This window comes from Pseudoalteromonas sp. LC2018020214, assembly GCF_016598755.1.
Classification (GTDB): domain Bacteria; phylum Pseudomonadota; class Gammaproteobacteria; order Enterobacterales; family Alteromonadaceae; genus Pseudoalteromonas; species Pseudoalteromonas distincta.
The window spans coordinates 430,211-445,226 of sequence record NZ_CP066805.1; the positions used below are offsets into that span (position 1 = coordinate 430,211).

The 15,016-nt window shown below is 36.3% G+C and carries 12 protein-coding genes and 1 pseudogene; 7 read left to right on the forward strand and 6 right to left on the reverse strand.

Annotated elements, in window-relative coordinates:
- Window positions 1–77 precede the first annotated feature (77 nt).
- Entirely contained in the window at window positions 78–629 is a 552-nt protein-coding gene (locus JG479_RS18340; protein ID WP_039488445.1) for an isochorismatase family protein, read from the reverse strand.
- Window positions 630–794: 165 nt separating this feature from the next.
- On the opposite strand from JG479_RS18340, the gene JG479_RS18345 reads away from it, so the two are divergent.
- Window positions 795–5,294: an EAL domain-containing protein gene (locus JG479_RS18345; RefSeq protein WP_200220358.1), complete on the forward strand. Its 4,500-nt coding sequence runs from the start codon at window positions 795–797 to the stop codon at window positions 5,292–5,294.
- Window positions 5,295–5,378: 84 nt separating this feature from the next.
- On the opposite strand, the gene JG479_RS18350 is transcribed toward JG479_RS18345, so the two are convergent.
- Window positions 5,379–6,272: a cation diffusion facilitator family transporter gene (locus JG479_RS18350; protein ID WP_200220359.1), complete on the reverse strand. Its 894-nt coding sequence runs from the start codon at window positions 6,270–6,272 to the stop codon at window positions 5,379–5,381.
- 197 nt (window positions 6,273–6,469) lie between these two features.
- Here JG479_RS18350 and JG479_RS18355 point away from each other — a divergent pair, with 197 nt between their 5' ends.
- From JG479_RS18355 to JG479_RS18365, 3 genes are all read left to right on the forward strand, one after another.
- Entirely contained in the window at window positions 6,470–7,909 is a 1,440-nt protein-coding gene (locus JG479_RS18355; RefSeq protein WP_138490348.1) for a diguanylate cyclase domain-containing protein, read from the forward strand.
- 128 nt (window positions 7,910–8,037) lie between these two features.
- Entirely contained in the window at window positions 8,038–8,991 is a 954-nt protein-coding gene (locus tag JG479_RS18360) for a slipin family protein (protein ID WP_024597361.1), read from the forward strand.
- Window positions 8,992–9,012: 21 nt separating this feature from the next.
- A complete protein-coding gene (locus JG479_RS18365; protein WP_200220360.1) occupies window positions 9,013–9,468 on the forward strand; it encodes an NfeD family protein in 456 nt (151 codons plus the stop codon).
- A gap of 20 nt (window positions 9,469–9,488) precedes the next feature.
- Here the strand turns inward: JG479_RS18365 and JG479_RS18370 are convergent, their stop codons facing one another.
- Window positions 9,489–10,361 (reverse strand): SMP-30/gluconolactonase/LRE family protein, encoded by an 873-nt coding sequence (locus tag JG479_RS18370; protein ID WP_200220361.1) that lies wholly within the window; start codon window positions 10,359–10,361, stop codon window positions 9,489–9,491.
- Window positions 10,362–10,527: 166 nt separating this feature from the next.
- Here JG479_RS18370 and JG479_RS18375 point away from each other — a divergent pair, with 166 nt between their 5' ends.
- Entirely contained in the window at window positions 10,528–11,364 is an 837-nt protein-coding gene (locus JG479_RS18375; protein WP_200220362.1) for a patatin-like phospholipase family protein, read from the forward strand.
- Window positions 11,365–11,373: 9 nt separating this feature from the next.
- Here JG479_RS18375 and JG479_RS18380 read toward each other — a convergent pair whose 3' ends face one another.
- The 3 genes from JG479_RS18380 to JG479_RS18390 are packed head-to-tail and all read right to left on the reverse strand — an operon-like array spanning window position 11,374 to window position 13,495.
- Window positions 11,374–11,619, reverse strand: coding sequence for a hypothetical protein (locus JG479_RS18380; RefSeq protein ID WP_200220363.1), 246 nt, complete (start codon window positions 11,617–11,619; stop codon window positions 11,374–11,376).
- Window positions 11,616–13,211: a PepSY-associated TM helix domain-containing protein gene (locus JG479_RS18385; protein WP_200220364.1), complete on the reverse strand. Its 1,596-nt coding sequence runs from the start codon at window positions 13,209–13,211 to the stop codon at window positions 11,616–11,618. Before JG479_RS18385 ends, JG479_RS18380 begins: the two co-directional genes overlap by 4 nt.
- Window positions 13,208–13,495 (reverse strand): hypothetical protein, encoded by a 288-nt coding sequence (locus JG479_RS18390; RefSeq protein WP_024597366.1) that lies wholly within the window; start codon window positions 13,493–13,495, stop codon window positions 13,208–13,210. Before JG479_RS18390 ends, JG479_RS18385 begins: the two co-directional genes overlap by 4 nt.
- Before the next feature lie 236 nt (window positions 13,496–13,731).
- Here JG479_RS18390 and JG479_RS18395 point away from each other — a divergent pair.
- Both JG479_RS18395 and JG479_RS18400 read left to right on the forward strand, forming a co-directional pair.
- Window positions 13,732–14,505 (forward strand): annotated as a pseudogene (locus JG479_RS18395) (undecaprenyl-diphosphate phosphatase).
- A gap of 206 nt (window positions 14,506–14,711) precedes the next feature.
- Window positions 14,712–14,933, forward strand: coding sequence for a hypothetical protein (locus JG479_RS18400; RefSeq protein WP_002960604.1), 222 nt, complete (start codon window positions 14,712–14,714; stop codon window positions 14,931–14,933).
- Window positions 14,934–15,016 lie beyond the last annotated feature (83 nt).

The window sequence follows — 15,016 nt, forward strand, 5'->3', positions numbered from 1 at the left end:
TATGTACGTCACAACACCTAAATTGGAGCAACTCTCCTAATAAATATCATCCACGTTATATAAAAATGTTCAAAGCCTTACTTAATTATAGGCAGTATTTTCTTAAAAGTAGGCGTAGCAGCTTTTTTTGTCCATTGAAAAATTACTATTTCAGCGCATGAAATTACAGCTCCAGCTTGACGTAGCTGCTCAATCGCCAAATTTTTATGTTGCGGGTTTCTCGAACCAACTCCGTCGTAAACAATAATAACTTCAAAGTCATTTTCTATTAAATCTAAGCATGTTTGTAAAACACACACATGTGCTTCAGTTCCCACAACAACAACTTGCTTTTTACCATGGCTTTTTAACGTATCAACAAAACCAGGCTCTGCACACGCACTAAAGTACGTTTTATGAAAATACGTGGCATTAGATAACGTATTTTTAATTTGCTGATTAGTCTCGCCCAAACCTTTCACATATTGCTCCGTTACTAAACATGGAACGCCATGAATAATACCCGCTTGAGCTAACTGCAATGTGCTTTTTAAAATATTCGGAAAATCTTTAATTGCAGGAGCAAGCAACTCTTGTAAGTCTATAACTAATAACACGCTGTTTTTTGCATCAACATTAGAGAAAACCACTATACTCTCCTTCTAAGCATTTACTATTATCTGTATAGAGTAGCTCACTATTTAAAATAGAACTTTTAGCGTTATGTATATTATTTGTAATTAAAAAATAAAAACTTATGCTATATTTACTATCTAGCTATGCATCATCCTATCTTCCACTGAGAGTGTTTATAAGTGCGTTTGAGCAAATTTTTTTTTCATATCACCATTACTTTTTTACTATGCATCCAAAGCACTTTTGCATCACAAAACTATGCTCAGCAATTACAACGAATTTCTACTGACGAAGGCCTATCGCAAAGTTACGTTTTGCAGACTCAAGAGGATGATATTGGTTATATTTGGATAGCAACCCAACAGGGTTTAAACCGTTTTGATGGTTATAATGTAAAAACTTTTAGTGGCGGCTTTGGCCTGGATAAACACTATATTTATGCATTATTTAAAGCCGAAGACGGAAAAATCATTGTCTCAACAGATCTTTCTGGTGCCTATATAATAGATCCCCTCACTTTAAAAACCGAAAAAATCTATTCTGGTCAAATAGATAAAGAACAAAAAATGTTCTCTCCAATCTCTGCAATGACTCAGCAACAAGGTACTTTTTACTTCGCCATAGATGCCCAAATATATACATTTGATGAGACGAGTAAACACTTTACATTTAAGCTAACCCTGCCAAATAAAGGTGACTACATTCGGTCATTAACAATATATAAAAACACTTTATATATTGGTACAAATGATGGTTTATACACTGCAAATATAGATAATTCAGAACTTGTAAAAATACCTCTTCATCCCCCTGAAAAAAATACGATAGATAATGTAAACGTCAAATTCTTAAGTGTTGATAATGAATTAGGACTACTTGTTGGTACTGTTGAAGGCATGTATCAATTAGCATTCGATAATACCAAAAATATATCTGCAGCAAATATTACAACTTTAATTCCTGATTATAATATATGGGATTATGCCAATACTGTTTACGGGGAGTTTGTAGCAACCGAAAGTGGATTGTTCAGTTATCACCGCGAAACCAAAGAACTAGAATTCGTATTAAATTATGAAAAAAGTAAGTTTAATATTAATGAAAACTCAATAAACGATCTAATGGTTGATAAGTCCGGCGTACTTTGGCTCGCATCTAGAACCCAGGGCGTGTTTACATGGCCAATTAAAACCCGACGGTTTAAACACATTACTTTACCCGGTAACAATACTGTTCATGCTACCTACCAAGACAAAAATAATATTATTTGGTTAGGAACAGAAGATGGAATTGCACGGTACGACAAAGCAACAAATAAAAGTGATGTATATCTAAGCTCAACCGACTCAAAAGCAATATACGGGGCATCTGCCGTTTATGATATTTTTGCGTCTTCAATTGGTGATAATCAATTCCTTTGGCTTGTTACTTTCGATGGTTTTAAACTGTTTGATAAACAAACGGGTAAAATTATTGAAAATAAAGACACAGAAAAAGATGTAATTAACCAATCCAACTTATTTGGCTTTGCCCAGTTATCTGCAGACACATATGCATTTATGTCTGATGATAATTTTTATGTTTTTAATGAAACAACAGGAAAAACAAGAATTATTAAGGGACTCAAAGAGCAAGTCGATCCTTTATTTTCTTACGCTTTTTATAAACATCTCGACACACATCCTGAAGAGTTTGTACTTGGCACATCAAAAAGCTTCCTTAGGTACAACGAAAAAACGAAAACTTTAACGACTATATTTCAGTCTTTTAATCCTAAAGAAGATATTTTTTACACTGTAGAAAACTTTTACTTAGACTCAAAACGAAACATTTTATGGTTAGCAACCACTCACGAAGGTTTTCTCGGCGTTGACCCCGTTACTTATGAAAGAAAGCACTATATAGGATTAAAAAATTCGTTTAATACTGATTCTATCTATTCACTACTTCCTGATGAAAACGGCTTTTTATGGGCAAGTACCGACAATGGTCTGTATCAAATAGACCTAGATACTCTCAATGTAGTGAGTTTTTCAGTAAAAGACGGTTTGAATATAAACCAATTTACACCAATAGCGGCAGCAACACTAAGCGATGGCAGGCTTATATTCGGTAGCAATGCTGGAGCCTTACTTCTTGACCCGATAGACTTTAATGAAAAAGAACAACTACAAAAAAGTAATCTAGCCATTACTGATATTAGCCTCCTTACTAGGGAACTCAATTACAATCCTCATAAATACCTTAGCAAACCACTTGAATTAAATTATGAAGACATGGGATTGACGGTTAGCTTTTCTAACTTCTCTTACCCTAATATTGATAAAGCATATTATAAAGTAATCCTTTCAGGGCCTACGTCTCTTACATATGAAGATTTACAATCTAATCAAGTGTTTTTCACAAAGCTTCAACCTGGTAATTACTCACTAAAAATATCAGCACATAATCGTGATGGTATTATTACAAGCGAGCCTACAACACTTAATATCAACGTGGCGTATGCTCCTTGGAAATCGCCCATTGCTATAGCCACCTACATTATTTTAATACTTGGGGTGTTATTTTTTATTTTTTGGCAGTATCGCAGCCGCCGAGTAGCAATTGAACAAGCCCATAGAGCGACTATTCATTCGCAAAAGCAAACAGAACTCGCGCTTAAAAATAATAAAAGCGGCGTATGGGATTATAATTTTAAAGACGCTTCCGTAAATACGCTCAGGGGAAGTGAATTAGGCTATACAGACTTACCTGAACGCGTGCATATAGATCAATTTTTAGCGCTTATACACCCAGACGATCGACGTCGTTTTGAAAACCAATGGGAAAACTACTTCAAATACAAAAAACAACAAAACTGGCAAGCAACTTACCGTTTACAGCATAAAAATGGCCATTGGCTTTGGTATCAAGATACAGGGCAAGTTATATACGACCCTCAAACAAATGAGCCTCTATATGTTTCTGGCATATATACCAATATCACCGAGCAACGAGCTAATGAGCAACAAGCAAAAATTTTAGGTGAAGCGTTTAGCCAAATAAACGATTGGTTACTTATACTCGATAAGCGTTTAATGCCATTTTCTGCGAACAATAGTTTTATTGAAACATTTTCAAACGAGCAAACGGCCACCAAAATTAGCCCTAAATTGTTTATTAAAGCAATTGGTAAAGATAAGTGCAGAGAGTTTGCTAGTATTTTAAAAAAATTAAAACCAACTGAAAACTGGCAAAGTGATGTTTATATAAGAACAGCAAGAAATAACGAACACCCAATACATATAAGTGCCACAGCTGTAACAAAAGACACTGCAAGTTACTATGTGATTGTTATTACAGATTTAACTGAACAAAAACGTGCTGAAAACGAACTGCGCTATTTGGCTAATTTTGACCCTCTAACGCACCTACCTAATCGTAGTTTAATGTATCAAAACATTGAAAAGGCGATTAAATATGCCGATAAAAACAATACCCAATGCGCATTATTATTTATTGATTTAGATAAGTTCAAACCTGTTAATGACTCTTTTGGTCATGCAGTGGGTGACAAGTTGTTATGTAATATTACCCAAAGAGTAAGCGGTATGCTTAGCGAAAACGCTATACTTGGCCGCCAAAGTGGTGATGAATTTTTAGTGCTGATTCAAAATATAAAATCACTCCAATCTCTTCGCGATACCGTAAGAAAAATTAGTAATGAATTAGCTAATAAAGTAATTATTGAAGACTTCTCTATTAATATTTCAGCAAGTATTGGCGTAGCTCTATACCCATTCGATGCTGTAACCACAGATATACTCATTCGTAATGCCGATGTTGCAATGATGCACGCTAAGCAAGGCGGGAGAAACGACTTTAAGTTTTTTAGCGATGAAATGAATGAGCTAATAAAACAAAAGTTACTGCTTGAAAATGATTTAAAAGATGCAGTAAAAGACAACCGATTTTTTAATCACTACCAGCCTATTATCGACATAGAAGAGAAAACAATAAATGGCGTGGAGTTACTCATGCGCTGGAAAAATGAAGGCCAGTTAATATCTCCAGCTCTTTTTATTCCTGTAGCTGAGGAAACCGGTTTAATAGAACTTCTTACTGAGCAAGCCTTGCACCGTTCACTAATTGAACTTGCGCCTATACTCAGCGAAAACCCGTTGTTTTATATATCTTTAAACTTATCGCCTAAACACATTTTAAAAACAAACATAACACAGCGGTTAATGGCTATATTAGCGGACTCTCAAGTTCATCCAAGACAATTAAGGCTCGAAATAACAGAGAGTATTTTATTAGAAGATAAGCTTAAAGCAGCCAAACAGCTGCAAAACCTAAAAGCTGCTGGGTTTAAATTACTACTTGACGATTTTGGTACAGGATACTCATCACTCACTTACTTAAGCCAATTCCCTATTAATGTTATTAAGATAGATCAGAGCTTTGTAAATAGTATTGGTATAGATAAGGGAGATGAATCAATTATTAAAACTATTTTTTCATTGGCAGAAAACTTAGATCTATACTGCATTGCAGAAGGAGTAGAAACGCGCGAACAGATGCTCTTTTTAGCCGAGGTTGGCTGCCATGTATTACAGGGTTATTACTTTGCAAAACCAATGAATGCTAAAGACTTACGTAAAAGCGATTGTTTTAGCAATATCATTGATTTGATTTGATTTGATTTGATTTGATTTGATTTGATTTGAAACATTAAAAGCGTGCTAATCATTATTACACGCTTTTATATTAATTAGATGCTATTAATGGATATGATGGCATTCATGGCTTTCAATTTGTAATACACTATTACGTACATTAAATTTTTCGGCTAATAATTGCTCTACCTTCATACGACACGCTTCATCATGTTTTTCAATCGTACAATGTTGTTTAAGGACAACGTGTGCGCCTACTACAATACCATTATATTTACGCGTTACAGTGACGTTATGGACATTATGAACATGTTCCATATCTGTAATTTTACTTTCAATATCAGTAATTTTAGGAAGTTTCGCTTTATTTAGGCGTAAACCTTTTATACAACTAATTATCACCTTAATACCGGTGAATAATACGAAAGAGGCGATTAACATACTCGATAAAATATCGATTACAACCCAGCCTGTGAAATATATAAGAATACCGGCAACAAATGTCGATACGGTAGAAATCAGATCAAAGAATGAATGTAAAAATACCGCGTACACATTAATACTCGCTTTGCGGCCTTTATATAAAACCCATGCTGCAGCCCCATGAAATAAAAAACCAATAGCAGCAATAACCGACATTAAATAACTATTGATAGCCAGCTCATTTCCTTCATGTTGGTGTATATAGCGCTCACCACCTTCATACAAAATAATTAAACTGATTGCTAGGTATAACAACCCGTTCACCAGACCGCCCAAAAGCTCGGCTCTTTGATGACCATCGTTATAGGTTTTGGCAAAATGAATAGCGAGACTTGATGCTATCAGTGCGATGAATAACGAACTATTGTGGACAAACAAATGCCCCGCATCAGCAAGAACCGCAAGCGAATTAGAATAATAAGCACCTATAACCTGAATTACCATAAACGAACACGTAATTGCTAGCGCAATGAGTAACCGACGACGAGAAGCTTGGTGTGTAGTGATTTCTGTCATGAAATGCTTGAATAACCTATACTTAAAATGCAAATAAGCCAAAGATGGCTTAGAGTAGAAATGGGTAATGATATACAGTATCAATTATAATACGTACTGCCCGCAAACGCACTAAAAACTTAGTAAATCAAAAAAAATGTGCTAATAGTTAGTAAAGAAAAAGAATTTAATTATGGCTTGAACACATGGAGAGTTGAGTGAGTAATAACCTATCAGAAGAAGCATGGCAAAACTTGGAGTTATTGCCGTTTTGTGTATTACTTTATAATGCCAATGAAGATATATTTAAAGTTAACAGCCAGGCACAGGACTTGTTTGACTTAAAAGACCAATCACATTTTTATAAAACTGATTTTTCACACATCACTTTAACCAATCATCACAATAAAAAAGATCTGTTGATCGAGGAGCTATTCTTTGATTATTTTACGGCAAATAACCAATGCCAGTTTATTTTATCGAAACAATCATCCAAATTGCTACTCAACGTAAAATTTGCAAATTTACCTAATTCAAACTCCATTATTATTATCGATATATTAAATAACAACGTGGATGAACAATATGATTTTGATAATATTATATCGAACATCTCAACTGACTTAATTGATATTCAAAATGACGATGTTGATAAGCATATCAACTATGCATTAAAAGCAGTCGGTACGGTTTGCAATGCCGATAGAAGTTATCTTTTTAAGTTTTCCGAAGATGGTAAAACTATTAATAACACTCACGAATGGGTCAATGATGGTATCAAAGCTTTTAAAGACGACTTACAAAACCTTTTAAAAAGCGACCTCCCTTATTTTTTTAGTTCGATGGCCCGTACCCACTTATTCAGAGTGAATGATGTATCGTTGCTCCCCATTCAAGCAATGAGCGAAAAAACGATTTTCCAGCGACAAGAAATAAAATCGGTACTTTGCATTGGTTTACGCTATGACAAAGAACTGGTTGGCTTTATTGGCTGTGATTGTGTTATTCAAAAGCGAGACTGGACAGATTTAGACCTTATTCGCCTAAGGTTAGTAGGTGAAATGCTTGCTAATGCTTTCAAAAATTTAAATTATAAGCAAGAGCTTCAACAAACTCAGCAGCAACTCATTAACGCCAACAAAAAACTCAATAAACAAGTCAATACTGATGGCCTTACAAACATTGCTAATAGGCGTTGTTTTGATCAGACTTTAAAATGCGAAATTAAGCGCTGTGCACGTAATAAGGAACCCATTAGTTTAATTATGTGTGATATTGATTTTTTTAAGCGTTATAACGATAACTATGGGCATCAGCTTGGCGATGAAGTGCTAAAGCGAGTGGCCAAAGCGCTACACAATATTTGTAAACGGGAAGGTGATCTAGCAGCTCGTTTCGGGGGTGAAGAATTTGCGATAGTTTTACCTGCAGTCGACACAGATCACTGTCAAAGGTTTGCTGTTCTTATTCAGGAAAAAATCGCAGAACTCGCAATTGAACATAACTTTTCAACTGTCAGTAAATACCTCACTTTAAGCATTGGGTTTTATAGTTTCATACCCAATCACAAAACAAAACCCAAAGAGGTTATAACTAACGCCGACATAGCCCTTTATAACGCAAAAGAAACAGGTAGAAATAAAATAGCTAGTTTTTAAAAACCGACTAAGGTGGCGCACTGCAGTGAGTTTTAGTGGTTTAAAGTTCTCTGTAGTGATAATCTATACACGCTGAAATTATAAACAATACAACTACTCAGCGTTTAATTATTATAAGGAATGTTTAAATGGATCCAGTCACACAAATTCTCAATATAGTTTTTACTGTTGAGGCTTTTTTACTTGTTTTTGTTATCGTGCTTTTAAAAAGTAGCGTTAAATTTGTACCACAAAACCGCGCCTGGTTAATCGAACGTTTTGGTAAATACCAATCAACTAAAGAAGCTGGCCTTAACTTTATTATTCCATTTATTGATAGAATCTCGGCTGATCGTAGCTTAAAAGAACAAGCTCAAGACGTACCATCGCAATCAGCTATTACTAAAGATAACATCTCACTCATAGTTGATGGCGTACTGTACTTTAGAGTATTAGACCCGTACAAAGCTACGTATGGCGTTGACGACTATACCTTTGCAGTTGTACAACTTTCGCAAACAACTATGCGTTCAGAATTAGGTAAAATGGAGCTTGATAAAACATTTGAAGAGCGTGATCTACTTAACACCAACATTGTTGCAGCTATAAACCAAGCATCTGAGCCTTGGGGTATCCAAGTACTTCGCTATGAGATTAAAGATATTGTGCCGCCTAACTCTATTATGGAAGCTATGGAAGCACAAATGAAAGCTGAGCGTGTTAAACGAGCTCAAATTTTAGAGTCAGAAGGTGATCGCCAAGCAAATATCAACGTTGCTGAAGGTAAAAAACAAGCACAAGTACTTGCTGCTGAAGCCGACAAAGCCGAGCAAATTTTACGTGCTGAAGGTGAAGCAACAGCTATTACGACGGTTGCAGAAGCACAGGCAAATGCGCTTATCAAAGTAGGTGAAGCCGCAGATACAGAACAAGGTCAAAAAGCAATACAGCTAGATCTGGCAACTAAAGCAATTGCAGCTAAAGAAGCGATTGCTCGTGAGTCATCAATTGTATTACTGCCAGATAACGCGACAGATGCAAGCTCAATGGTTGCCCAAGGTATGGCAATTATTAATAGCTTAAATAAAAAGCATCTGGGTTAATAACTAAATAAAGAGGTTTGTATGGATTTTATTACGCAAAATTTACCGCAAACACTTATGGTAATTGGTATTGTTGCTTTAATAATAGAAGTAGCAGTACTTGGCCTTTCTACATTTATTTTATTGTTTTTTGGATTATCGTTATTCCTCACAGGATTATTAATGAGTTTTGGTATTTTACCTGACTCATTAACCACTGCACTTTGGAGTAACACAGTGGTAACAGCAAGCTTGGCCGTTGCACTTTGGAAACCATTAAAACAAATGCAAAATCGCGTAGATAAGAAGCAAGTGAATAGTGATTTTGCTGAACTTACTTTTGTACTTACTAGCGATGTAACAGAGCAAGGTTTAACTACACATCAATACTCTGGTATCAGCTGGAAACTCAAAAGTGAGCAACCAATTATCGCCGGTACTGAGGTTTTAGTAACTAAAAAAGAAGTGGGTGTTATGTGGGTTACGCCTAAAAGCTAATCATCACTGAAAATTACAAGTTACAGTAAAACGGGCGGCTCAAACTGCCCGTTTTTTATACCGGAGATCTGAAATACAGCGCCTTGTTCACCAACAGTATTATTAATCGCTTCATCAAATGCCGATGTAACAAGTAGCAACTCAGCATTTTCACCACCGAAGGCGGTGCATGTCGGTTTTAATGCACAAAGCTTTATTGTTTTAATTAACTCACCGCTTGGGGATAAACACATAACACATCCCATTCCCCAAACAGCTAGCCACAAATTACCTAATTTATCGGTTACGCAGCCATCGGGGTCAACATCAGTATTATTAAATTGATAAAAAACACGTGGCTCAGCGCAAGGTTCGCCAGTTTTCTCATCCAAATCTAATACATAAATACAACTCGTTAAAGAGTCGCAGTAATAACCGCGTAAACGGGACTTATCAAAACACAATCCATTTGGGATACTCAAACCACTTACTACGGCTTTAAGCTGGTTTTTATAATAACGGTATATTTTACCATCCCCTTTTTTAGCATTTACATCCATTGTACTTAACCAAAAGCCACCCCATGGATCAGCACGGCCGTCGTTTGAACGTCGATTTAGCTGTGTATTTTCAATACTAAGGATAAGATGGCGAGTGCTTGAATTAATATGGTATTTGTATATACCAGTACTTGTCCCTAGCAATAAGTGCTGCTCATCAATCCACGCTATTGCACTGAGCGTATCGGGCATATTCACGGTTTTTAGTTGGCTTTCGCTGTGTATATTTTTGCTTAAAAGTAATTTTTTATTTATATCGACCCAAAAAAAAGTGTTCAGCATAGGGTGCCAAAGAGGACTTTCTGCAAGCTGATTCTGTGTGCTTTCAAAAATGGTTACGCTAGGGTCAAACATAAATACTTATTCTTTATTATTAACAAAGCCTTGTAACCCAAACCTTACCAGAAAACAGTTGATTTCGCGATGTGTACCTGGCTTTAATTTATCAACACATTTAGTAATCTCTATCGCATTTTTTAGACTGAGTTGATAACATCAAATTTAATAAAAAGGATTGACCATGAACAACAATAATAAAAACACACTCGTCGTTGAAGGCGGTGCAATGCGCGGTATATTTGCCGCAGGTGTGCTTGATGAGTTTTTAAAACAGCAATACCAGCCGTTTGAACGCTATTTTGGTGTTTCAGCCGGAGCAACTAATATAGCCGCATTTTTATGCAAACAACCAATGCGAAATTATAAAGTGATTACCGACTACTCATGCCGTCCTGAATTTATTAATTTAGCGCGCTTTATTAAAGGTGGTCATTTATTTGATTTAGATTGGTTATGGCAAGAAACAATTCGCGAAATACGCCTTCATACAGAGGTATTCGAACAAACTCCACAAGAGTTTTATATTGTATCTACGGCAATCGAGTCGGGCAAAGCACACTATTTAAAAGCCACCAGCGCCGATATGGTGCATCAATTAAAAGCATCATGCGCTATACCCATTGCATATCGTGACTACCCTATTATTAATGACATAGCGATGACCGATGGCGGTGTTGCGGATTCAATTCCGGTAATAAAAGCTTACGAAATGGGCGCTCGCGAAATAACTGTTATTTTGTCTCAATGTTTAGGCTATCGTAAAAAGCCAAGTAAGGCACCTTGGCTTACTAAAAAAATGTATAAAAACTATCCTGCATTAGTTCAAGCGACCTTAGATAGGGCTGATTTTTATAATAAGTCTATCGATTTTATTATGAATCCACCAAATGAATGCAAAATCAATATTATTGCTCCACCAGCTAATTTTAAAGTTGGCCGAACCACTAAAAAGTTTGAAATACTTAATAGTGGTTACAATATGGGAGTTGATACTGCTAAAGCCTTTTTAGCTAAATAAATGCATTATTTACCCTAATAATTGCGGCGCTTTACCCGCAATAACTGCAGTTAGTAAACCAGCTAACATAGCTCCTACAACGGTGCATATTGCACCGCCTAAAATACCATAAACACTCATAAAGCATATCAGCGCTAAACTAAATAGCAGTGTACTTAAAAAAGCTTTAATGGGTATTGTGAGTGTGTTTTTGCGTATATTGAGCATCATTAATAATAGACTTACCATGGCAATTATAATTAGTAGTTCGTTCATGCGGGTTGTACCTCTGCTTGTAATTTTTGTGTGTTTTTTATTTTTAAGGCACCAAAAATACACGCGATACCCACCACCATAAAGCTTATATCTACTATCGCGACAAGCGAGCTATTAAGGTTAATAACATTGCTCACGCCAAATATAATATTGAGCGGCAGCACCAAAGCAAGCGAAGCGCCGCATAGCAAAAGAGTCAGCTTAAAATAGTTTTTATAACCTACAGGCAATACACTTGAGAGTAACCATGCCAACCACGTATAAAAAAACACGGGTCCAAAAAAGCTATTTTGCGCCACACCAATAACGGTATAATTAAGTACAACTTGCAAAGGAAATAACACAAAGCTTGCTAATACCAAGCCTCCACAACTGCCAATAATAAAACGATTCCAGCGTGCATATGCCTGCACACTCAGCGACGGGCTACTGCCACGTGTACGCTTTGCTAGCCACATCATCATGCCCGAAATAGGTAAAAGCGCAGTACTTAAGCCAAGCAATACCCAAAGTAATTTTACAAACACCCCTGCAAAGTTCCCAAAGTGCAGCGGAAACATCAACTCAATTACTTTTATCGAAACACCTGAAATATCACCAAAACTACTCATCGACTGCACAAACTCACCATTGCCTTTATAATGCAGTAATTGAGAAGCAACAGCCTCGCCACCTAACAAACGCAAATACACCTGCGCATTCGCATCGTTATGCGCCATTATTGTGACATCCCTAATTACAGCTTCAGGGTAACGACTATGCACATTGTCTAAAATAGTGTCTATTTTTGTAGGTTGCTTAATGTGGCTAACTACCGGCTCAGGAATTGCGGTAAACGTTTCTATTAACTTATCTTGATCGCCAACAAAGCTCACAAACGCAGCTGCTGGTAATAAAATAACGGTCGCAAGCCCTAAAAATGATCCTGTAAAACCAATTACAATATTAAATACACTGCCCCAAATACCTATGACCTTATGAGCATCGCTGACTGCAATATCTAATCCTTTATCTCGCCTAAACGTAAAGAGCTCTTTTATCAATTTACGATGAATAAACAAGCCTGTAACTGCACTTACTAAAAGTGTTAAACCTAAAAAACCAGTGAGTATTAACCCAATTGGTCGCCCTAAATGCAAATCTGCATGAAACTCACCTATGTAGGTTGGCGCATCTGTTTTTTTATTAGCGTAAAACTCTTTACTAGGCCCATAGTAAGTATTTTCCAGCGCCAAAGTATCCGGATGAAACTGGAATACTCTGGCCACCTCTTGGTCATAGTTTTCATCGCCATGGTGGGATTCAAATACCAACGTTAATAAATGAAAGTTATGTCCACTTGGTAAAAACACATGAATGTTTTCGCCAAATTCACTAGGCACCTGTTTATGGTATTCGTTTACTAATCGATTAATTTGCGCGCTAGCAACGTGTTGGCTAGATTGTAGCTCTGGATTTGCCCATATTTTTAACTCAGGTCGAGACAGCACTGCTAACGCTCCACTAAATGCAACAACAAATAGCAGTACCGCAGTAATAATTCCTACCCAGCTATGTAATAAAAATAGCTTTTTTAAAGTAATCGACTTCATCCCTGCCCCTGCGTTAACGCCCAAAAACTCAATAAACCATGTAATACACACAGTGCAATCATGACTACAAACGGTTGCCATACCTTTTGCGCCAAATACGCATAAATAAACAACGCAGTCCAAATAACAGGAAAGAGTAAAATAGGCAGTAATATTTGTTCATTCATTTGAAACGGTAAATAAGTTGTCATACCCGGAATCATTATTACCGCAGTAATTAGCGCTAACACACATGCAATTAGGTGCCTTCGCCGTGTAGCTGTAAACGTTTTTTTATTATTCATTATTCGCTCATTAAATTTGCCCAAACATATACAAAACAGCACATGCAAATGATAACAATTGTTATTATATTGTGCATTTAACACTTAATGCAATTTATTAAACACATTAAGTCTAAAAATACTGTTGGTTTGCTTTAAGAGCTTTTATGCTACGCCTCGCAATTTAGGTACGCAGTAATGCGTCATTTCAGTTAAGCCGAGTTCGGGCCTTTTAATTTTTCAGGAAGCAGTAAACCGTGGATATAATTAACGCGATTATTTTAGGTATTATTGAAGGTATAACAGAATTTTTACCCATATCATCAACTGGGCACTTAATTGTAGCGTCAAAGTGGTTAGGCATTGAATCAACAGACACTAACCTCGCCTTCGAAGTCATTATTCAACTTGCCGCCATTTTAGCGGTACTAGCTAACTATAAAGATAAGTTCAGCCCTAAACATTTTAATTTATGGATTAAAGTTGCCATTGCATTTATTCCTTTGGGTATTATTGGTTTTATATTTAGTGATGTAATAAAAACACTGTTTAGCGTACCTGTGGTAGGCGTTATGTTTATTGTAGGTGGTATGATTTTTTTACTATTAGAGCGCAGTTATAAAGAGGCTCACTGAACAACTACCGATGTGACCCAAATTACTTATAAACAAGCTCTTTGGATTGGCGTAGCACAAGTATTTGCGTTAATTCCAGGGACTAGTCGTGCTGGAAGTTCTATTGTTGGTGCCATGTTGTGTGGTTTAAACCGAAAAGCCAGCGCTGAATTTTCATTTTTACTTGGTTTACCTGTACTTACAGCAGCCTCAGGGTACGACTTACTTAAACATTACCAACTGTTTAACTTAGATGACCTAACTGCCCTTGCTGTAGGTTTTTTAACGTCTTTTATAGTTGCTTATTTTACTATTAAACTATTCATACGCTTTCTAGAAAATTTCACTTTTGTTAGTTTTGGTCTTTACCGAATCGTATTTGGTGTTATTTTACTAACTAACCTAAATTCTGGTTAAGAGATTTAAAAACACTGTAAATAATAACGATATTTAAGTCTGTCTCTCTCTAGCTAGAAATTTTTGGTGAAAACAAGGCGAATTTACGCGTCAATAGCTGGTCTATTGCAAGGAAATTCAACGCAGTTAGCGCTAAAAATAGCTGCTTGAGATAGATTTATTATTCAGAACTCAGGTTAGCTATAGCCTACACATAAGAGAACATTATGAGCGAAAAAATAAACGAAGAAGCACTCCACGCCCTAAAAATAGCTTTTACTTACATGCCTAAAGCGATTGAGGTGACAAAATATGAATATGGCGAGCGCTACCAAAGCGTACTTGATCACATTGAAGCGGTACGTGAAACACTGCTTATTAACGATGTTGACCCAGAGGAAGTAGACGGCGATATCAACCCTGAGTACACACCAAACTCAACGTACTAATATACACAATAACCTGCGAGTAACTTACTCGCAGTTTGTGTTCAAATTAGTTGTGCTTAATTAAAGAAAGTTTATATAAAGTA